The sequence below is a fragment of the Parafrankia colletiae genome, assembly GCF_001854655.1.
Classification (GTDB): Bacteria; Actinomycetota; Actinomycetes; order Frankiales; family Frankiaceae; genus Parafrankia; species Parafrankia colletiae.
In genome coordinates, this window is record NZ_MBLM01000121.1 from 79,576 (window position 1) to 98,296 (window position 18,721).

General features: G+C 71.1%; 20 protein-coding genes and 1 pseudogene. 12 read left to right on the top strand and 9 right to left on the bottom strand.

Translation table 11 applies throughout. From position 1 onward, the window contains the following. Window positions 1-75 precede the first annotated feature (75 nt). Together CC117_RS17890 and CC117_RS17895 are read left to right on the top strand one after the other, a co-directional pair. Window positions 76-1,017 (top strand): AraC family transcriptional regulator, encoded by a 942-nt coding sequence (locus CC117_RS17890; RefSeq protein WP_071085611.1) that lies wholly within the window; start codon window positions 76-78, stop codon window positions 1,015-1,017. 189 nt (window positions 1,018-1,206) lie between these two features. Then, on the top strand, window positions 1,207-1,770 hold the full coding sequence (locus tag CC117_RS17895; protein ID WP_071085613.1) for a dihydrofolate reductase family protein: 564 nt from the start codon (window positions 1,207-1,209) through the stop codon (window positions 1,768-1,770). A 5-nt stretch (window positions 1,771-1,775) separates the two neighbouring features. On the opposite strand, the gene CC117_RS17900 is transcribed toward CC117_RS17895, so the two are convergent. Then, complete coding sequence (locus CC117_RS17900; RefSeq protein WP_071085615.1) at window positions 1,776-2,516, bottom strand: hypothetical protein; 741 nt, start codon at window positions 2,514-2,516, stop codon at window positions 1,776-1,778. A 77-nt stretch (window positions 2,517-2,593) separates the two neighbouring features. After that, window positions 2,594-3,457 carry an alpha/beta fold hydrolase gene (locus CC117_RS17905; RefSeq protein ID WP_071085617.1) on the bottom strand — a complete coding sequence of 288 codons (864 nt, stop codon included), beginning with the start codon at window positions 3,455-3,457 and terminating at the stop codon, window positions 2,594-2,596. Between the two features lie 188 nt (window positions 3,458-3,645). Between CC117_RS17905 and CC117_RS17910 the strand changes: the two genes are divergently transcribed. From CC117_RS17910 to CC117_RS17920, 3 genes are all read left to right on the top strand, one after another. Next, complete coding sequence (locus CC117_RS17910; protein ID WP_241830213.1) at window positions 3,646-4,221, top strand: TetR/AcrR family transcriptional regulator; 576 nt, start codon at window positions 3,646-3,648, stop codon at window positions 4,219-4,221. Between the two features lie 148 nt (window positions 4,222-4,369). Continuing rightward, window positions 4,370-4,639: a hypothetical protein gene (locus CC117_RS17915; RefSeq protein ID WP_071085620.1), complete on the top strand. Its 270-nt coding sequence runs from the start codon at window positions 4,370-4,372 to the stop codon at window positions 4,637-4,639. A gap of 20 nt (window positions 4,640-4,659) precedes the next feature. Beyond that, window positions 4,660-5,502: a class I SAM-dependent methyltransferase gene (locus CC117_RS17920; protein ID WP_071085694.1), complete on the top strand. Its 843-nt coding sequence runs from the start codon at window positions 4,660-4,662 to the stop codon at window positions 5,500-5,502. A gap of 30 nt (window positions 5,503-5,532) precedes the next feature. Here CC117_RS17920 and CC117_RS17925 read toward each other — a convergent pair whose 3' ends face one another. Together CC117_RS17925 and CC117_RS17930 are read right to left on the bottom strand one after the other, a co-directional pair. Then, window positions 5,533-6,438, bottom strand: a complete 906-nt coding sequence (locus tag CC117_RS17925) for an acyl-CoA thioesterase (RefSeq protein WP_071085622.1) — start codon at window positions 6,436-6,438, stop codon at window positions 5,533-5,535. Between the two features lie 237 nt (window positions 6,439-6,675). Further along, the gene (locus CC117_RS17930; protein WP_071085624.1) at window positions 6,676-7,188 is read right to left on the bottom strand and encodes a PH domain-containing protein; all 513 of its coding nucleotides are present in this window, start codon (window positions 7,186-7,188) and stop codon (window positions 6,676-6,678) included. A 1,012-nt stretch (window positions 7,189-8,200) separates the two neighbouring features. On the opposite strand from CC117_RS17930, the gene CC117_RS17935 reads away from it, so the two are divergent. After that, window positions 8,201-8,404 carry a cold-shock protein gene (locus CC117_RS17935; RefSeq protein ID WP_018636128.1) on the top strand — a complete coding sequence of 68 codons (204 nt, stop codon included), beginning with the start codon at window positions 8,201-8,203 and terminating at the stop codon, window positions 8,402-8,404. A 114-nt stretch (window positions 8,405-8,518) separates the two neighbouring features. Here CC117_RS17935 and CC117_RS17940 read toward each other — a convergent pair whose 3' ends face one another. After that, window positions 8,519-9,451 (bottom strand): TIGR03564 family F420-dependent LLM class oxidoreductase, encoded by a 933-nt coding sequence (locus CC117_RS17940; protein WP_071085626.1) that lies wholly within the window; start codon window positions 9,449-9,451, stop codon window positions 8,519-8,521. 320 nt (window positions 9,452-9,771) lie between these two features. Between CC117_RS17940 and CC117_RS17945 the strand changes: the two genes are divergently transcribed. Continuing rightward, the gene (locus CC117_RS17945) at window positions 9,772-11,727 is read left to right on the top strand and encodes a M13 family metallopeptidase (RefSeq protein WP_071085628.1); all 1,956 of its coding nucleotides are present in this window, start codon (window positions 9,772-9,774) and stop codon (window positions 11,725-11,727) included. Between the two features lie 46 nt (window positions 11,728-11,773). Here the strand turns inward: CC117_RS17945 and CC117_RS17950 are convergent, their stop codons facing one another. Continuing rightward, window positions 11,774-12,517 carry an SDR family oxidoreductase gene (locus CC117_RS17950; RefSeq protein ID WP_071085629.1) on the bottom strand — a complete coding sequence of 248 codons (744 nt, stop codon included), beginning with the start codon at window positions 12,515-12,517 and terminating at the stop codon, window positions 11,774-11,776. Window positions 12,518-12,780: 263 nt separating this feature from the next. Between CC117_RS17950 and CC117_RS17955 the strand changes: the two genes are divergently transcribed. Further along, complete coding sequence (locus tag CC117_RS17955; RefSeq protein WP_071085631.1) at window positions 12,781-13,386, top strand: hypothetical protein; 606 nt, start codon at window positions 12,781-12,783, stop codon at window positions 13,384-13,386. A gap of 106 nt (window positions 13,387-13,492) precedes the next feature. Here CC117_RS17955 and CC117_RS17960 read toward each other — a convergent pair whose 3' ends face one another. Continuing rightward, complete coding sequence (locus tag CC117_RS17960) at window positions 13,493-13,873, bottom strand: GatB/YqeY domain-containing protein (RefSeq protein ID WP_071085634.1); 381 nt, start codon at window positions 13,871-13,873, stop codon at window positions 13,493-13,495. A gap of 21 nt (window positions 13,874-13,894) precedes the next feature. Further along, complete coding sequence (locus CC117_RS17965) at window positions 13,895-14,173, bottom strand: SDR family oxidoreductase (RefSeq protein WP_456320349.1); 279 nt, start codon at window positions 14,171-14,173, stop codon at window positions 13,895-13,897. A 40-nt stretch (window positions 14,174-14,213) separates the two neighbouring features. Between CC117_RS17965 and CC117_RS40900 the strand changes: the two are divergent. The 4 genes and pseudogenes from CC117_RS40900 to ypfJ all read left to right on the top strand — a co-directional run. Beyond that, window positions 14,214-14,309: pseudogene (locus CC117_RS40900) on the top strand (IS200/IS605 family transposase); the annotation flags it as partial. 392 nt (window positions 14,310-14,701) lie between these two features. Further along, the gene (locus CC117_RS17970) at window positions 14,702-15,364 is read left to right on the top strand and encodes an RNA polymerase sigma factor (protein WP_241830215.1); all 663 of its coding nucleotides are present in this window, start codon (window positions 14,702-14,704) and stop codon (window positions 15,362-15,364) included. Beyond that, the gene (locus CC117_RS17975; protein ID WP_241830216.1) at window positions 15,361-16,590 is read left to right on the top strand and encodes a maleylpyruvate isomerase family mycothiol-dependent enzyme; all 1,230 of its coding nucleotides are present in this window, start codon (window positions 15,361-15,363) and stop codon (window positions 16,588-16,590) included. Before CC117_RS17970 ends, CC117_RS17975 begins: the two co-directional genes overlap by 4 nt. A 386-nt stretch (window positions 16,591-16,976) precedes the next feature. After that, a complete protein-coding gene (gene ypfJ / locus CC117_RS17980; protein ID WP_071085639.1) occupies window positions 16,977-17,885 on the top strand; it encodes a KPN_02809 family neutral zinc metallopeptidase in 909 nt (302 codons plus the stop codon). A gap of 54 nt (window positions 17,886-17,939) precedes the next feature. Here ypfJ and CC117_RS17985 read toward each other — a convergent pair whose 3' ends face one another. Continuing rightward, on the bottom strand, window positions 17,940-18,710 hold the full coding sequence (locus CC117_RS17985; RefSeq protein ID WP_071085700.1) for an SDR family NAD(P)-dependent oxidoreductase: 771 nt from the start codon (window positions 18,708-18,710) through the stop codon (window positions 17,940-17,942). Window positions 18,711-18,721: the final 11 nt, after the last annotated feature.

Genomic DNA, 18,721 nt, shown 5'->3' on the forward strand with positions numbered 1-18,721 from the left:
TGGGCGCGACGGAACCATCGTCGAGGAGCTTGGAAGCATGTCCGTGCGTCCAGACCGGGCGACTAGACTCCGATCATGGACGCTGTCGTCGGCCTGCTGGACGGGCCGCGGGCGCACGGTGCCTTCCTGCAACGCTCGATCCTCACACCGCCCTGGTCGCTGCGCATCCAGGACGAGGCTCCGCTCGCGGTCGCGGCGGTGGTGCGCGGCGACGCCTGGGTACTGCCCGACGGCGGCGCGCCGGTGCGACTCGGCCCCGGCGACGTCGCGATCATCCGCGGGCCAGCCCCCTACACCGTGGCGGACGCCCCGTCCACCGCGCCCCGGATCGTGATCCACCCGGGTCAGCGCTGCACCGATCTGGCCGGGAACAGCCTGGCCGCGGCGATGGACCTCGGCGTACGCACCTGGGGTGACAGCCCGGACGGCCCCACGGTGATCCTCACCGGCGCCTACCTGCTGGACGGGGAGGTCAGCCAACGGCTGCTGCGGGCGCTGCCACCACTACTGACGGTGACGCACCGCAGCTGGAACTCCCCACTGATCCCGCTTCTCGCCGACGAGATCGTGCGGGACGAACCAGGCCAGGAGGCGGTGCTCGACCGGCTGCTCGACCTTCTGCTCATCGCCGCGCTGCGCACCTGGTTCGCCCGGCAGGGGGCGGCGGCGCCGGGCTGGTACCGCGCGTACGCCGACCCGGTGGTCGGCCGGGCGCTACGGCTGATGCAGAGCCATCCGGCGCAGCCGTGGACGGTCGCCGCCCTGGCGACCGAGGCCGGGGTCTCCCGGGCCTCGTTGGCCCGCCGGTTCACCGACCTGGTCGGCGAGCCGCCGATGGCCTTCCTGACCGGCTGGCGCCTCGACCTCGCCGCCGACCTGCTCCGTGCGCCCGACGCGACGGTCGGCGCGGTCGCCAGGCAGGTCGGCTACGGCAGCGCCTTCGCGCTGAGCACTGCCTTCAAACGGGTCCGCGGCGTCACCCCCCGCGAGCACCGGACGGCGCTGCGGGCAGGCTGACCCCGCTTCGCACCCGGAAGGAAGGGACATCCGGGCCTGACGGCGTCGGCGACCGATGAGTTTCCGCCGCCGGAGGAGTCCGAACCGGTGACGCGCCGGCCACCCACGGGCCCGCAGGCCCGGTGGGCTGCTCGCGACCGCGAGGATGGCGAGGCGGAAAATCCGCGACCCAGCAGAGGAGAATGCAGGATGCGCACACTGATCGTCACCGCTTTCGTGTCCGTCGACGGTGTCATGGAGGCTCCCGGCGGGGAATCGGGATACCGGAACACCGGCTGGACGTTCAAGGACATCGACTTCGACCCCGCCGCCTACGAGATCAAGGGCCGCGAGCAGGAGGAGACGACGGCGCTGCTGCTGGGGCGGGCCAGCTACCAGGCGTTCGCGCCGGTCTGGCCGACGATGGACGACTTCGCGGGCTACAACGCGATGCCGCGGTACGTCGTGTCCAGCACGCTGGCCGAGGCCGACCCGCGATGGCCGGCGACGATCCTGCGCTCCGTCGACGACGTCGCGGCGCTGAAGGAGACCGAGGGCGGCCCGATCGCAGTGCACGGCAGCGCGACCCTGGGGAAGAGCCTCGCCGACGCCGGCCTGGTGGATCGCTACCACCTGCTGGTCTTCCCCGTCCTGCTCGGCGCCGGGAAGCGGCTGTTCAGCGAGGCGGACAAGGACAGGACGCTGCTGAAGCTGACAGAGTGCGACGCCTACCCCAACGGCGTCCAGAAGCAGGTGTTCGATGTCGTTCGCTGACCGCGTCAGGCGACGGTGACGTCGTCGATGTCGATGGCGATGGCCGAGCCGTCCGGTCCGGGGAGGGAGCGGTCGGCGGTTCCGTCCGGCCTGCGCGGGTAGACGCGACGGCGGGTCGGGAAGACCAGCCCGTCAAAGGTCCGGTGACCGTCGGTGTAGTGGGCGACGGTCGCGTTCGCGTTGACGTCGACCGTGTAGTCGAGGCGGCGCAGCAGTCCGTCGGCGTCGAAGTAGAAGACCTGTTCGGCCGTGTGGGTGGGAATCGTCGCGGGAATGCTGACCTGCAGCCTGCGCCAGGTCTGTCCGCCCTCGTCCCAGGGATCAGTCTCGTGGGCGGTCACTCCGGGATCGGCCAGCAGGTACGGCGTCGTGAGGTAGTTCCACATGGCGTAGCCGAGGAAGTAGCCGACCTGGAGCCGGTCCCACGCCGAGTAGAGGTCGTATCCGGCGTAGGAGGGACGGGGCCTGTCGCGGCTCTCGATGACGGAGCCGTCGGCAGCGTGCAGGGCCACCCCGTCACGGGCGAGATCCGCGACCAGGCTGTGGTCCGCGGCGACCCAGGGGGAGAGAACAGCTCTCCGGTCGGCGACGTCGATGTGYAGCGTCTCCTCGAGGAACGCGTCGGGGAACCCGCGCATCGCCCAGAACGGGCCGCCGACCGACAGGTGCGCGGTGAGTTCGGAGACCTTCGACCAGCGTTCCCGACCACCATGCGCCTCGAGCACCGTCTCCAGCAGGTGATCCATTTTATTTCCCTTTCTCCATCGTCGTTGTTTCATCGTTCCGGGCAGCATGACCGTGGTTCTCACCGGCGGGAGCGCCCTCAGCCGAAGGGGTGCTCCGCGTCGAGGAAGCGCGTTGCCTGGCTGACGAAGAGATCGGGGTACTGGAAGATTGATCCGTGGCCGGAGTCCGGGTAGATGACCAGCTGCGCGCCGGGAATGTGCTGAGCCAGGATGTAGGAGTTCACGGTCGGAATCATGATGTCGCGTCGGCCGTTGACGACCAGAGTCGGCGCCGCGATCCGGGCGAGCTCCGAGTAGCGTTCGCCGTGCGGCTCCGCCCACTCACCCGCCGCGGCGAGCTGCGCCATCATGGTCTGCCGGGAGGTCGGGGGGTCGACGTCGACGGTGCGCGCGTGGCGCCTCTCCCAGAATGCCCGGCCGGCGGCCTGGCTTGTTTCGGATGGCTCGAAGAAGAGATAGAGGAAGTCCTCCAGGGTCGGCACCTCGTGGCGGGTCGCGACATCGATCATGTCAGGGGCGGTTCCCTCGACCTCGCCCGCCCGGGGCCGGAACCCGGCGATGATCAGCCGTCGGACGAGCCGCGGGTTCCGCAGCGCGAGCTCCTGCGCGACCGCCCCACCCATCGAGAGCCCCAGCACGTCGACCTGCTCCAGACCCAGCGCGCCGACGAACTCGGCGGCGCGGTCCGCCATCGCGGCGAACGTCTCGGGGGTCTCGCCGGACGAGCTGGCGACGCCCGCGTTGTTGAAGAGGATCACCTCGYGGTTCGCGGCCAGCCCGTCGGTCACCGCCGGGTCCCAGTGGTCCAGCCCGCCGCGGAAGTGCTGCAGGAACARCAGGGGCGTCCCCCCACCCGCACCGAACCGGCGGTAGGCGTAACGGATTCCGTTTACCTCGAGATAGCGGGTGGGAGCGGTCACATGGGTCAGAACGTCGGCCACGACTTCTCCTTCGTCAGATCGGGTACCGATCGGTACCACACAGACACTAACGGACCCAAAAACCGATCGGTACCCGATGTTGAAGTGACGCCCGTCACAGCCGAAGAGGAAGGCGGGGCTCCGTTTTGCCAGCACAGATACCGATCGTTACCCTGACTGATGTGACGATCAATCGAGCAGCGTCCGGAGTGCCCCCCGACAGGCGCGGTCCCCGGGAGCGCATCCTGGCCACGGCGTGCACCCTGTTCTACCGGCAGGGCATCCACGCGACCGGTGTGGAGCAGCTCGCCGAGGTTGCCGGGGTTTCCAAGCGCACGCTGTACAAGCTGTTCGGCAGCAAGGACGACCTCGTCGCGGCCTACCTGACCTGGATGAGCGAGCACGCCCCGACCAACGAGCAGTACCTGCGCCGCACCGATCTGGCGCCGGGCGAACGCCTGCTGGCTCTCTTCGGTCGTCCCTCCTCGGCGGTGGCCGTGCGGGGCTGCTCGATCCACAACGCCGCCGTCGAGATCACGGATCCGCGGCACCCGGGAAGTGCGGTGATACACGCGCACAAGGAGGGATTTCTGCGCCAGCTTGTCGACACCGCGGCGCAGGCCGGCGCCGGCGACCCCGAGACCCTGGGCCACCAGCTGTTCGTCCTGTTCGAGGGCGCAACCGCGCTGGGCACCTCGATCGGCGAGCTCGCGTCCTACGACTACGCGCGGCCGATCGCGCACGCTCTGGTCAGCGAGGCGCTGCCGGCGTCACCCGAGCTCTGACCCATGACCGCCGGCCGCGGCGTGCAGGGAACGTGCAGGGAACGTGCAGGGAACGTGCAGTACCTGGTGCGGTACGTGCAGCACCGCCCACGGCCCACAGCCCTCCGTGACCTGCGCCCGAATCCCGGGCCGCCGTATTCTTCTCCCCATGAAAGGCACCCGGGCCGGCCTCTGGGCGCTGGCCGTCGTGGCGCTGGGAGTTCTGTTGCTCGGCGGCTGCGCCCAGGACGACAAAATCTACGTCTCGAACATCACTGACGGTCATGGCCGGGCCTGCACCTTTGTCTACACGGCTCGGGACGGCTCTGTCGGTGGCGGGGAAGGGCGCGACATCGATGTCAGCCAGCTCGACTGCGAGTACCCACCCGCCGGGCGGATGCCCGGACGACCGACGACCCAGCCGCTGAGCGCGCCGTGAAGCCCGCCGGGAACGAGGGAATGCGGCAGGACTGGGCCGACAAGGCAGCCGGCTGGGTGGCCAACGAGGCGATCTTCGACGCGGTGTTCGCCCCGGTGACCGCCGCGATCCTCACGGCCGCCGCGGTCGGGCCCGGGCAGCGGCTCCTCGACGTCGGCTGCGGCTCCGGTGCCCTGCTGGCCGCCGCTGCCGCCGCGGGTGCCAGCGCAGTCGGCGTCGACATCTCACCGGGGATGGCCGAAGCGGCGCGCCGCCGGGTGCCCGAGGCCACGGTGGTCGTGGGCGACGCACAGGTCGTCGACCTGACCGCGGCGGCCCCCGGCCCGTCGTTCGACCGGGTGCTCTCCCGCTTCGGCGTGATGTTCTTCGACGACCCGACCGCCGCGTTCGCCAACATCCGCCGGGCCGCGGCACCGGGGGGCCGGCTGGTGTTCGCCTGCTGGCGCGGCCGCAGCGAGAACCCGATGTTCACGCTCGGTTCGGACATCCTCGCCGACCGCCTGGATCCGAAGCCCGCGGATCCGGCTCCGGGCACACCTGGCCCCACCGCCTTCGCCGACTCCGGCCGGCTCGCCGCCCTGCTCGGCGACGCCGGCTGGGCCGACATCACCATCAGCCCCTTCGATTTCAGCTGTGACTACGGCACCGCTGGCGGCGACGGGGTGGAGGAGCGCCTCGCCACCGTGCTCAGCACCTCCACCGGTCGTCTGGCACAGCAGCAGCTCGAACCGCGGCTGGGGCCCGAAGGCTGGTCGGCGCTGCTCGACGACGTCCGGGCGGTGCTGCGTCGCCATCTGGTGAACGACGCGGTCCGGTTCCCCGGCGCGACCTGGCTGGTCACGGCGACCAATCCCCTCGGGTAATGATCACCAGCCGCCGCCACCCGGGCGGGCTCAGCGGCGGAACAGGCCGGCTTCCTGGATGGCGGAGGCGACGGCCTGACCGTCCTGGTTGAAGAACACGCCGCGGGACAGCCCCCGCCCGCCTCCCGCACTCGGGCTGTCCTGGGCGAACAGCAGCCAGTCGTCCGCGCGGAACGGCCGGTGGAACCACATCGCGTGGTCGAGGGAGACGATGTCGAGCCGCCCCGGCAGCCCCGCGTAGGGCAGGTACGCGGTGCTGGACAGGGTCAGATCCGACAGGTAGGTCAGCGCGCAGACGTGCAGCAGCGGATCGTCCGGCAGCGTCTGGTCGACCCGTACCCAGACGTTCTGCCGCGGCATCCCGTCACCCGCCGTCGACTCCGGTGCCGCGGACGCCGCTTCCGGCGATCCCGTTGCCCGCCCGGTCCCGTCGGTGGCCCGCGAGCCGTCGGTGCGCCCGGCGGGGCTTCTCGATGAACGGATGTCGATCAGCAGGAACGGCCGGAACTCGGGGGCTTCGTCGATCGGCTCCCACCAGCGGGGCAGATTCTCCGGTCCGGGTACGTCCGGGGCACGGAGCTGGTGTGTCTCCTCGGCGTCGCGCGGCAGCTGGAAGGAGGCCGACATCGAGAAGATGGTCTCGCCGTCCTGCACGGCGCTGACGCGGCGCGTGGTGAACGACCGGCCGTCACGGATACGTTCGACGAGGTACACGATCGGGCTGTCGGTGCGGCCGGGGCGGAGAAAGTAGCCGTGCAGCGAGTGCATCCGCCGGTCGGGATCCACGGTGCGGCCCGCGGCCACCTGGGCCTGTGCCGCGACCTGCCCGCCGAAGGCACGCATCGGCGCACCGGCATGGCACAGGCCGCGGAAGATGTCCCGGTCCACGGAATCCAGCGTCAGCAGGTCCGCGAAGTCGGGCTTGTGCCCTGTCATGGCCGCCCGCCGCCGGGCAGGCAGGTGGACGTGGCACTCCCCCGCGACGCGGGACCCACGGGACCCGCTGGCTTCGCGGCAGCGCCCGGTTGGGCGGCCGGATCCGCGGGCAGGGCTGCCAACAGCCAAAACGGGCACATGAGGATCACGGTGCGAGGCTACGCCGTACGCACCGTCCCCGACACCAGACGCAGGCGCGGCCCAGGCCCAGGCCCAGGCCCCTGAGTGTCTCCGCGACTAATCGTCCACGGCCGGTTCGGGGGAACCACCGAAGATGCTGTCGCAGAGCAGCAGGTAGAACCGGTCCGGGTGCGGCACGTGCTGGAGCTTCTCGAGGTCACTCGTGTGGTCTCCTTCGGTCTCCAGCTCGAATGCGCCGTAACCGAGTACCCGACCGTTGGGGTCCAGGTTGTACGAGAGATCCGTGATCTTGCTCAGCGGGATGCTCTGGACCCTCGTGGAGATGATGCCGGACACCTTGATCAGCCGCGAACTGGTGATCAGCAGGCAGGTGCGGTGCCAGTCGAGCAGGCGCCACAGCAGCCGCACGACGGCGGCCAGYGCCACCCACCAGAGAAGTGTGACCACGACTCGCGCGTTCACGTCACGACCCGCGGAATAGACCGCGATCGCCACGACGCCGACGAGGACCGCCGCGGTCTCGAGAACCACCCGGGCGAGCACCACCCAGTGCAGTCGAATCTGGACGACGGTCTGCTCGTTCGCAGCCAGATATCTGGAATTGTACATAGTGAACCTGCCCCCCGGCTTAGGTCACCACATAGTCGCATGTTCGGCGGTACGCCGACCACCCTGGAAGGCCAGTACTTTTCAGTCCGGAGCAGGACGCCGACAATTCGCGGGAACGAGCCVCCGCCTGGCGTAGGGAGCACAGCTCAGGCCAACCGCCAACCGCCGGCTCACCCGRCCGCCCGCCGCGGGGATCAGCGGCGCATCGTCCATGCGCCTCAGCGCTCGAGCGGTGTCCGAAGGTCCGCGCGGCCGCCGCACCCCGGCCGGCCCGAGCCTGGTCCGGCGCGATTCCCCTTCGGCCAGGACGAGGCGAGCCGGCAGCCAGGCCGCGGCGGAGCTCACCGGACGCAGGTTCCGCAGGCGGCCCGGCACGTTGAATCGCCCCCGGCCCGGTCGTTGTTTCACGGCCGCACCGCATCGCATTCGAACTGCCGCTGCGACGTCCGTGACCAGAATCAGTCGCACCGACCTCCCGTGGTTCTTTGGCCCAGCCCCCCGGCGCGAACCACCGTCCTCCCGGAAACCATCCCGCGCGGGTGCGCCGCTGCGGCGTACGGAAAGGGGACGACCAGAAGTTAGGGAAGGAACTGGGAATATGTGGCGACAAGGTCGGGATTCGATGGTCAGGTCCACTCGCGCGGTATGTCCGTGCCGGCGGGCTGCCCGTGTCCCCGGCCGGCCACCGGCGTCCTCAGCGGAAACGTGAGCCGATCCACGTCGGCGCGTATCGCAGCCGCACGGTGACTCGTCTCGGCTACCGGCGGGTACAGCGGGCGCTCCGGGGCCGCCGGACACCGAGGACGGTGACGTCGCTTGTCAACCGCCCGGCCATCCTGGACTGACCGCCCGGAGCGGGCCCTCAGCCGGTAGAGTCGAGGCGTTACCTGTTCTCCGTTGTGTGAGCGTCATGCATCGTCGAACCGGAACGGCTGGGCGCGGGGCCATCCGCGACCGGTGCGAGGCCGGGAGACGAGAGACGTCTACCGGGAAAGCAGCAGGGAGAACGCTGGTGGCTCAGGGTACGGTCAAGTGGTTCAACGCGGAGAAGGGCTTCGGGTTCATCTCCGTAGACGGCGGCGGTCCGGATGTGTTCGTGCACTTCTCGGCGATCATCGCGGACGGCTACAAGTCGCTTGACGAGGGGCAGAGCGTCCAGTTCGAGATCGTGCAGGGCCAGAAGGGCCCGCAGGCGGACAACGTCCAGCCGGTCTGACACGGCACCCCGCCCTACCCCGAACAGCGCGCGACCGATGCGGCCGCGCGCTGTTCTCTTTTCCGGCGGCGCCCGTCTGCCAGCAGCGCCTGTCTGCCGGCAGCGCCCGCCCGGTCAGGCCAGCCGGGCCGGGGCGAGCTCCCGTAGCAGGGCTCGGGTGCGGGCCGCGTCCGGTGCGGAGAACTCGGCGGCGACGAAGTCGGTGACACCGGCGCCGGCAAGCTCGGCGATCCGGTCCCGCACCGACTCCTCGCTGCCGATCAGCGCGACGTCCGCCGGCCCCGCAGCCCCTTCCCGGTCCAGCATCGCCCGATAGGACGGCAGCCCGCCGTACATCCTGAACTCGCGGGCGGCCCGTTCGCGGGCGGCGTCCGGTTCGTCGGTGACCGCCACGGGCAGCATCGCGACCACCCGCGCGGGCGGGCGGGCGGCGGTCGACGCCGCGGCCTGGATCGTGGGAACGATGTACTCGCGGATCGTACGCGGGCCGGTCATCCACAGCACGGTGCCGTCGACCCGCGCGCCGGCCAGCTCCAGCATCTTCGGGCCGAGGGCCGCGACCAGCACCGGGAGCCTTCCCACCCGCGGGGTGCCCAGGGCGGCCGCGGCCCGCACCGTCTCCCGCCGGACGTCGACCGGATCACCGTCGAGCAACGGCAGCAGGACGTCCAGATAGTCGGAGAGATGCCGTAGCGGCCGGTCGAAGCTGTAGCCGAGCATGTCCTCGATGACCACCCGGTGGGACAGGCCGATGCCCAGCGTGAACCGCCCGCCGACGGCGAGGGCCGTCGTCAGCGCCTGCTGGGCGAGCGCGACCGGATGGCGGGGGTAGGTCGGCACGACCGCCGACCCCACCTCGATGCCGGTGTCCCGCTCGCCGGGAAGCGGGCTGCCGGCCACGGCCAGGGCGGTGAGCGCGTCCAGGCCGAAGATGTTCGACAACCACGCCGAGTGGAGCCCGTCGTCGGCCGCCCGGGCGATGTCGTCGCGCAGGCGCGTGAGCGCGTCCGGTCCGCCGCCGTCCGACAGGGTGATGCCGATGCGCATGATCGCTCCATCCGTTGCTGGCTGTCCGTCGCCGACCGTCGCGGATCACTGACCGTACCGCGATCGTCCCGCGGCGGATCGGCCAGCGGCGGGCGGCTCGTCCGGACAGGTGGCAGCCACACCACCGGGTTCGGCCTCGTCACCGACGGCGGTGTGGTGGAACTCCAGGGCCGGTCACCGCGCTGGCGAGGCTCCGGCCCAACCGCCGCGCGCGGTGTGCCGCGACGCCGCACCGGGACGCGAGTCGGGACGTACTGTCGGTCCACAGGTTCCTGACGGATCCTTCCCTCGACGCCGGATCGATTGGAGACTTCCGTTCTGTGAGCATTCTCGACGATGCACGCGACGGCATGGACCTCGACGTACGACCGCAGGACGACCTCTTCGGCCACGTGAACGGCCGGTGGCTCGCCGAGGCGGAGATCCCGTCCGACCGCTCGAGCTGGGGTCCGTTCGTGCAGCTCGCCGACACCGCCGAGCAGCAGGTCCGCGACATCATCACCGACCTCGCCGCGCAGGACCCGGCCACCCAGGACGACGAGGCGCGCAAGATCGCCGACCTGTACAACTCCTTCCTGGACGTCGAGACGATCCAGGCGCTCGGCCTGGGCCCGGTGCGACCGCTGCTGGATGCCGTGGAGGGCGTGGGCGACATCCGTGCTCTCGCCACGTTCCTGGGTGAGTTCGAGCGGGTCGGTGGCCGTGGGCTGTTCGGTTCCTACGTCGACACCGATGACCGCAACTCCGACCGCTACCTGTTCCACCTGCTCCAGGGCGGCCTCGGTCTGCCGGACGAGTCGTACTACCGCGACGACCGGTTCGCCGAGATCCGCGAGAAGTACGTCGCCCACCTGACCCGCATCCTCGGGCTGGCCGGGCACCCCGGTCCGGAGGGCGCCGCGCAGCGGATCCTCGCGCTGGACACCCTGCTCGCGAAGGGCCACTGGGAGCGGGCCGACACCCGTGACGTGCAGAAGACCTACAACCTGCTGACAGCCCAGGAGCTGGCGACGCTCTGCCCGGCCTTCGCCTGGGACGCCTACATCACCGGTCTCGGTGGTCAGCTCACCGGCACGCAGGCGACCCTGGCCGAGGTGTGCGTACGCCAGCCGTCGTACTTCGAGCACCTGTCAGCCGTGCTGACCGAGACGCCGATCGAGGTGTGGCGCGACTGGCTGCTGAGCCACGTGCTGCGCGCCGCCGCGCCCTACCTGCCCGAGGAGTTCGTCGAGACGAACTTCGACTTCTACGGTCGTACGCTCAGCGGCACCCCGGAGCTGCGGGCCCGGTGGAAGCGCGCGGTCGGCTTCGTCGAGGGCGCGATCGGGGAGGCCGTCGGCCGGGAGTACGTCGCCCGCCACTTCCCGCCGCGCGCCAAGGCGCAGATGGACGACCTCGTCGCGAACCTGCTCGCGGCCTACCGCGCGTCGATCTCGCGTCTCGACTGGATGACGGAGGAGACCAAGCAGCGGGCCTACGAGAAGCTCGAGACGTTCCGACCGAAGATCGGCTACCCCGACCGGTTCCGGGACTACTCGGGCCTGAAGGTCCGCGCCGGCGACCTGATCGGCAACACCCAGGCGGCTGCCGCGTTCGAGACCGACCGGCAGCTTGCCAAGATCGGCGCTCCGGTCGACCGCGACGAGTGGTTCATGCTGCCGCAGACCGTGAACGCCTACTACAACCCCGGCACCAACGAGATCTGCTTCCCGGCCGGCATCCTGCAGAAGCCGTTCTTCAGCCCCGACGCCCATCCGGCCGAGAACTACGGTGGTATCGGCGCGGTGATCGGCCACGAGGTCGGCCACGGCTTCGACGACCAGGGCGCGCAGTACGACGGCGCGGGCAATCTCAACGACTGGTGGACCCCCGCCGACAAGGCCGCCTTCGAGGTCAAGTCGAAGACCCTCGTCGAGCAGTACAACGCGCTCGAACCACGCAACCTGCCCGGCGAGAAGGTAAACGGTGCGCTCACCGTCGGCGAGAACATCGGTGATCTCGGCGGCCTGACCATCGCGCACACGGCCTACGTCATCTCCCAGGGCGGCGAGGCGTCCCGGGATGACCGGCGGCGGCTTTTCATGAACTGGGCCTACGTGTGGCGTACCAASCGCCGACTCGAACTCGAGCGCCAGTTCCTCACCACCGACCCGCACAGCCCGCCGGAGCTGCGCGCCAACATCGTGCGCAACCTCGACGAGTTCCACGACGTCTTCGGCACCACCCCCGGCGACGGTCTGTGGCTGGACCCGTCCGACCGCGTCCGCATCTGGTAGTCGCTGCCTGTTCAGCCGCGTTGACTGTTCAGCTGCGTTGGCCCGTTCAGCTGCGTTGGCCCGCGAGCCACTCGCGGTACGACGTCCCGGCGAGGACGGCGCCGTCCCCGGCGATGAGAGCGTCGCCGGGGACGGCGGCGAACATGCCGGCGCTGTCGTCGGTGACGACCGTGCGGTGGTCGCCGCGCGCCGCCAGGGTGATCCGGCCGAGTTCGTCGAGCGTGAAGACCTCGGGGCCGGCGACATCACGGGTGCCCCGCAGCGGGTCACCCGCGCTGACGTCGGCCACCGCCCGGGCGACGTCGGCGGCGGCGATGGGCTGGACGGGCGTGGCGGGCAGGCGAACGCTGTTCTCGTCGGCGGTCCAGGAGAGCACCGCGTCGACGAACTCGAAGAACTGTGTCGCGCGGACGATCGAGTACGGGATCGGGCCGGCCCTGAGAATGTCCTCCTGCAGCATCTTTGCGCGGTAGTAGTCCAGGCCGGGCACCTTTTCCACTCCCACGATCGAGAGGATGACGGCATGGCCGGCGCCGCCGGCCTCAGCGGCCGTCAGCATCGTGTCCATGGTCTTCCGGAAGAACGCGGACGAAGCCTCGTCGAACGTCGGCGAGTTCGTCAGGTTCACGACGACGTCGATCCCTTTCAGGGCTTCGGGAAGGCCGTGCCCGGTCAGCAGGTCCACGCCGGTTGACGGCGAGAGCGGGACGACTTCGTGCCCACCCGCCTTCAGGATCCTGACCACCCGGGAGCCGATGAGCCCGGTGCCGCCGATGACAGCGATCTCCATGTTCGTGGCCTCTCCTCTTCCCGGACGGTGACGCCCGTTCACCGGCGCCCCGGGGGGACGCGGAACAGACGCCGGCCTGGATCCCAGGCGGCGGTCGCGCGCTGATTCTGCCTGCCCCGGGCGCCGTCGTCCTGCCGGCGCCAGCGCCGCCTGCACTCGACACAACCAGTCCGGAGAAGGGCCGCGGAAACCCCGGGGCCCGACCCCTCCGATGGCCGGAATCACCTTGTTTTGCAAGGCGAATCCAGGAAACAAGCTGATCCATGACCCAGACGGCATACCGCGTCACGCAGGAACGGACCGTGCGCCCGTCCCCTCGCCGCCTTCTCGTTCTCTTCGCCGCCGGCGCTGCGACGGCGACCGCCGCCGCGCTCCGCCAGGCCGACGACGGGTGGGTGGAATACCTCGTCGCCGCGGCCTGCGGGCTGGCGGTGATGGCCGTCATCGGGGTGCTCCGCTGGAAGGTCGAGCGCCTGGTCGTCCGGGAGGACATCCTGGAGCGGGTGAACATGCTCGGACGTCCGACGCGGTTCCCGTTACGGGACCTCACCCGGGCGACCATCGTCACGGTGAGGTATCTGGGCCGGCCCGCCACCTGGGTCCTTCTGGAACGGACGGCGAGCGCAGTACCGGTGCGGTTCGACGGCAACGTCTGGAACCCCGCCGAGCTGCGTGACCTCCTCGAACCGCACGGCGTGGAGGTACGCAAGCTGGACGAACCCGTTTCGGCGAAGGAATTCCAGTCGATGTTCCCCGGCTTCCGCCCGCCTGTCTGGGAACGCCGGCCGATCCTGTTCGCCCTGGTACTTACCGCGGTGATTGTGGCGGTCGTGATCGCGGCCTTCGGCCTCGCCAGCCTCTTCTCCTGATCGGGCCGCTGCTGATCGGGCCCCCACCGCGCCGTGCCGCCGCCGTGCTCGCGGCCTGCGCCATCCTCAGCCTCGTGGGCGAGGCCTTCACCCGACCGCGGAGCCGCTATTCCTGCACGTACTTCCTGAGTGCGTCGGCCTCCCGGCGGAGGCGATCGCCGGCGGCGGCCTGCCCGAGCGCGTCGTACCGGTCGGCCTCGTCAACGCGTTCGGAGAGCTGCGAGCGCAGGATGGCGCGCACGGTGTCCGCGGACAGCTCGCGGCGTTCCGCCTCGGTCACGCCGAGCCCCTCGCGCCCACCCGCGATGCGGCCACTGGCCGGTGGCTGCTCCTGACCCGGCACCTCCACCGCTACCGCCTCCGCGTTGTCGAGGGCGGCGATGGTCGTGCGCAGTGCCGTGACCGCATCGCGGTTCCGGGCCTTCATCGCGGCGACGAGGTCGTCCCGCAGCGCCGCTCGCAGCACCCGCACGTCAGGGGTGGCCATCGGGACGCTTCCTCCTCATGGTCAGAGACCAGCGAGCATACCGCCGTCGACCACGACCGACGTTCCGGTCACGAAGCTCATTTCCGGGGAGGCCACGGCGAGCGCCGCGGCGGCGATCTCCTCGGGCCGCGCCATACGCCGCAGGGCGTCGACGTTGTCCGCTCCGTACTGGGCCTTCCCCGCCGCCCACTGTTCGTCGGTGATGTTCGGGGGACGTCGGCTGTCGAGCAACGGTGTGTCCGTCGTTCCCGGGGAAATCGCGGCGACCCGGATGTTGTCGTCCCGTTCCTCGACCGTCATCTCGTGCAGCGGCTTCACGATCTGGATCCCCGCGTTGTTGCGACTGTGGTCGGGCTCCTGCTTCGCCGGGTCCGTCGGTGGCGCTCCGCCGACCGTGCTCCGCCAGTACATCGAGCAGCAGACCCGTCCGTTTTAGAGCATGCTCGGGCCTGACGGCCCTCCCGCGCGGGCCTTCACCCCCGGCCTGAAGGCCGGAGCACTGGCCCGCATTTGGTAGCTCATGCGCAACCGCTCCCCCACATCGGGCGACGGTCGATCTCCACCTGGCCGTTCGGCGCACCAGCGCCCTGGGCCCAGGTCCGGCTGGCCGCTGACCGCAGGTGCACCGCGGATCGGAGTCTTACGGCATCAGAACGGATGTCGGCCGTATGACGTGCTACCGCGCCGCCGCCGGCAGTCCGATTCCTGCCTCAGTGCCAGGTCAGACGCTTTTCGCCGCCCGACCCCGCACAGTGGGGGAAGGGGGAGGGCGGAACGGGGCAGGATCGCCGACCGGCGGGGCGGAACGTCCATGGCACAATACCTAGCGTGCACGGACAGGACGGTGCGGCACCCGTGGCGCGCCGGCTGCCACCGGCCGGGGCCGGTGCCGCCGGCGCCGCGGCGGGCGCGGGCGCCGCCCGCCAGCCGCCCTCACGGCACGAGATCGCGGAGCTGCACGGCCGCCTGGTCGCCGGTGATCCCACCGCGCTCGCCGTCGTGCACGAGCGGTACGCCCGCTACCTGCTCGCCGTCGCCGCCCGGGTGACCCGCGACGCCGACGCGGCCCGCGACGTCCTTCAGGAGGTGCTGGTCGCCTTCTGGCAGCATCCGCTCAGGTTCGATCCGGAGCGCGGGGAGCTGCGTACCTGGCTCGCGGTGCTCGCCCACCGGCGCGCCGTCGACTGGGTTCGCCGGGAGACCGCCCGGCGCCCGAACGACCTGGTCGCCCGGCAGCTCACCGAGCATCTGGACGAGCCTGCGGCCGACCGTGACTTCCTCGCCCGCGAGGACGCCGACGCCGTACGCGCCGCCGTCGCCGCGCTGCCCGCGAAGCTGCGCGAGGTCGTGGAATTGGCGTACTTCACGGAGTTGACCTACCGTGAGGTGGCCACTCGGCTCGCCATCCCTGAGGGGACGGCGAAATCGCGCATGCGAGCCGCTCTGTCAGCTCTTGCGCTCACCCTCACCCGCCTGGGAGCCGCCCCGTGACGGTCGACCCCACGATCGTGCCCAGCCCGGACGCATGCGTGTCCGGGCTGCTCGGCGCGTATGTCCTGGGTGCCTGCACAGCCGCCGAGGCGGATGCCGTCGAGACACATCTCGGCCGGTGCGTGGCCTGTTCCACCGACGCCGCGGAGCTCGCGCTGGCCGTTCCGCCCCCGGTCCGGTCCGCCACCGGGGAGGCCGGCGACGCACCGCCACCGGTCGGGGCCGCGTCGCTGGACGCTGTCCTCGCGGCGGCGCTCGCCGTCCGGCCCGCCGCACCGGGCACGCCTGTTCGGGCGGAGGCCGGCCCCGTCCGGGCGCACGGGTGGCAGACCCCGACCTACGGGAGCCGTGTGGCCGCGCTGGACCGGTTGCTGGTCGAGCTGGCCCCGGCGGACTGGACCCGGCCGTCCGCGGCCGGCTGGTCGGTACGCGACCTTGTCCTGCACCTGTACGCCGTCGACGGTCTGCTGCTGGCCGCGCTCGGCGAGGCCGCCGGCACCGGCGACGCGGGGCATGATCTGGAACGGCCGGACGAGGACCCCGTGACGCGTACCGAGGCCGTTCTGGCCGCCACCCGGGAGTGGCCGGCGGAGCAGGCCCAGCGCCGCTGGTACGAACGCGCCACGCTCCTCTGCACGGCTGTGGCCGATGCGTCCTCAGCCGCCGGCGCCGGCGCTGCCGGCGGCCCTGAGCCACCGGTCGTGACGGCGGGTGGCTGGCCGACCATCCCGGTCGATCATCTGACCGCCCGCGGTTTCGAGACGTGGATCCACACCCGCGACATCGCCGCGGCCGCGGGGGTCACCGTGCCGGATCCGGGTGAGGACGAGCTGCACACCATGGCGGATCTCGCGCTGCGCGTGCTGGCCGGGCAGTGGGCGGCCGCCGTCGCGCCGGCCGGGCCGGCGGTGCTGACGGTGACGTTGACCGGGCCGGGCGGCGGCACCTGGTCACTCGACCCGTCAGGCGTGGCGGAGCGGCAGCCCGGCCACGCCCCGGTGGAACCCTCCTGGGCCGCGGGACTGCTGCGCGCCGCCGGCCCGGCCACGGCGGCGGGCCCGACGGCAGTTCCGGCGGCGGCGAACGCCGTGACCCTGGGAATCGTGCCGTTCTGCCTGCTGGCCGGCGGTCGTGCGACGGTGCCGACCGTGGCCGCCCAGGTGGAGGGCGACGAACGGCTGGCCGCCGAGCTCCTCGCCCTCGCACCCAGCCTGGCCGGCCCCTGACGGTCAGCCTGCGGGGCGATGCCAGCACGGGCGACAAGAGGTGTTACTGGCGGCAGGTCGGGCATGTCGTGTTCAGGCCGGTGACCGGACGACAAGGCCCGGACACACACGCAGGCACGACGAAGCTCGAGGAGGAAACAATGAAGTTGCTACGGAGGCTCCGTAATGAGGCCCGACGTGACGTGAACGCGGCCGATCGGTCGGCGGCGCGCGGTCTGCGCCGGCTCCGTCGCCGTCCGCGGAACCGCTCGACGGCGAGCACCCGCTACTGACAGACCAGGCACCGGCCCAGGTAGTGCTGCCCGCCCCCCGCGTGTGAAGCGCGGGGGCGGGCAGCGGTCGTTCTGTCCAGTGCAGCGTGCTCCTCGGAGAGGCAGGCCCAGACGATGCGGTTCGACGACTCGCCGGTCGACACGTCCCAGCTGGAGGACCGGCGCGGCGGATCGGGCGCCGGCCGGGGGCTCGCGATCGGCGGCGGCGGGGCGGGGATCATCGGCGTGGTCGTCTACCTGCTCGTCACGCTCATCGGTGGCGGCGGAGGCGACGCCGGGACCGACGGAACTGGCGGAACTGGCGAGGGCACGGGGCGGGAAGCCCTGCCGGCCAGTGAGATCGCCAGCCGCTGTGCCACGGCCGGCGCGGTCGACCAGTACGACGACTGCCTCGTCCTCAAGGTCTTCAACGAGGTCAACGAGGTCTGGACGGCCGAGTTCCAGCGAACCGGCCAGACTCGAACCGGCCAGACTTATGCCCCGCCCACCCTCGTCTACTTCGATGACGCCGTCTCCACCGGCTGCGGAACCGCGTCCGCCGAGGTCGGGCCGTTCTACTGCCCCCCGGATCAGCGCGTCTTCATCGACCTCGGCTTCCTGAGCGAGCTCCAGGAGCGGTACGGCGCGCAGGGCCGCTACGCGCAGGCCTACATCGTCGCGCATGAGGTCGGGCACCATCTGCAGACGATCACCGGCACCGAGGAGCGGCTGCGCCAGGCGCAGCAGGCGGATCCGTCGCGGGAGAACGAGCTGTCAGTGCAGCTGGAGCTGCAGGCGGACTGCTATGCCGGGGTGTGGAGCACGCTGGCGAACCGCGGCGGCAACGTGACGATCACGGAGACCGACCTCGACGAGGCGCTCGGTGCGGCCGAGGCGGTGGGCGACGACCGCATCCAGGCCAGCGCCGGAGCCGGGGTCGACCCGGAGTCGTGGACCCATGGCTCCGCGGAGCAACGACGCACGTCGTTCCTCACCGGCTACCGGGGCGCCACGATGGAGGCCTGCGGCACCGTCCCAGCCTGACGCAGCAGCAGCCCGGCAGCCTGCCGCCGGCCCCGGCGGCAGGCCCGGAGAGGCTCAGCGAGCTCGGCTCATCACGAGCACGGCGTCGCGGCGGGACAGCGCACCGAGTGGCGAGGCGCCGGTCGGGTCGGGGCTGCCGAAGATCCAGGTCGGGCCGTCGCCAAGATGGTCGAGTGCCTCGCGGGCGACATCGGCCGGGTCGGCGACCTCGCCGTACGGCTCACCCTTGGCGTCGAACACCCGCCGCATCGACGGCGTGTCGGTCTTGCCCAGCACGAGGCTCAGGACGTCGACCCCGCTCGCGTGCCACTCCGCCCACAGTGCCTCGGCCAGGATGAGATCAAACGCCTTGGTCGCTCCGTAGGTGGCAAGGGTGGCGCCGCCGGCCCAGGCCGCGCCCGAGGTCACGAGTACCACGCCGCCCCGCCCGCGGGTCACCATCGGCCCGCCGAACCGGTAGGCCGCCTCGAGCACGCTGTCGCAGTTGCGATGCACCAGCAACAGATGYGTGGCGAGGTCCTTGTCGAGGAACGGTGTGCTGAAGTCGTCACCGCCGGCGTTGTAGACGAAAAGTCCGACCTCGATGTCGGAGGTCACGCTCGCCAGTTCCGCCAGCGCGCCCGAGGCACTGAGATCGAGTGCGACCGTGCGGACCTCGACACCGTGTTTCGCACGGATCTCCTCGGCGAACGCCTCCAGCACAGGAATCCGCCGCGCCACCAGCACGACGTTCAGACCCCTGGCGGCCATCTCGTGGGCGAACGCGGCCCCGATTCCGTCGGAACCGCCGGCCACGATGCCCCATGGGCCGTACTTGCTCGTCACGGTTGTCACCC

Bases quoted from the DNA above. Each gene is read 5' to 3' on its own strand.
- CC117_RS17915 (WP_071085620.1), top strand. From the start codon at position 4,370: ATGAAAGGCACCCGGGCCGGCCTCTGGGCGCTGGCCGTCGTGGCGCTG.
- CC117_RS17955 (WP_071085631.1), top strand. From the start codon at position 12,781: ATGACCCAGACGGCATACCGCGTCACGCAGGAACGGACCGTGCGCCCG.
- ypfJ (WP_071085639.1), top strand. From the start codon at position 16,977: ATGCGGTTCGACGACTCGCCGGTCGACACGTCCCAGCTGGAGGACCGG.
- CC117_RS17940 (WP_071085626.1), bottom strand. From the start codon at position 9,451: ATGCGCATCGGCATCACCCTGTCGGACGGCGGCGGACCGGACGCGCTC.
- CC117_RS17950 (WP_071085629.1), bottom strand. From the start codon at position 12,517: ATGGAGATCGCTGTCATCGGCGGCACCGGGCTCATCGGCTCCCGGGTG.
- CC117_RS17965 (WP_456320349.1), bottom strand. From the start codon at position 14,173: ATGACGGTCGAGGAACGGGACGACAACATCCGGGTCGCCGCGATTTCC.
- CC117_RS17895 (WP_071085613.1), top strand. From the start codon at position 1,207: ATGCGCACACTGATCGTCACCGCTTTCGTGTCCGTCGACGGTGTCATG.
- CC117_RS17890 (WP_071085611.1), top strand. From the start codon at position 76: ATGGACGCTGTCGTCGGCCTGCTGGACGGGCCGCGGGCGCACGGTGCC.
- CC117_RS17960 (WP_071085634.1), bottom strand. From the start codon at position 13,873: ATGGCCACCCCTGACGTGCGGGTGCTGCGAGCGGCGCTGCGGGACGAC.
- CC117_RS17920 (WP_071085694.1), top strand. From the start codon at position 4,660: ATGCGGCAGGACTGGGCCGACAAGGCAGCCGGCTGGGTGGCCAACGAG.
- CC117_RS17925 (WP_071085622.1), bottom strand. From the start codon at position 6,438: ATGACAGGGCACAAGCCCGACTTCGCGGACCTGCTGACGCTGGATTCC.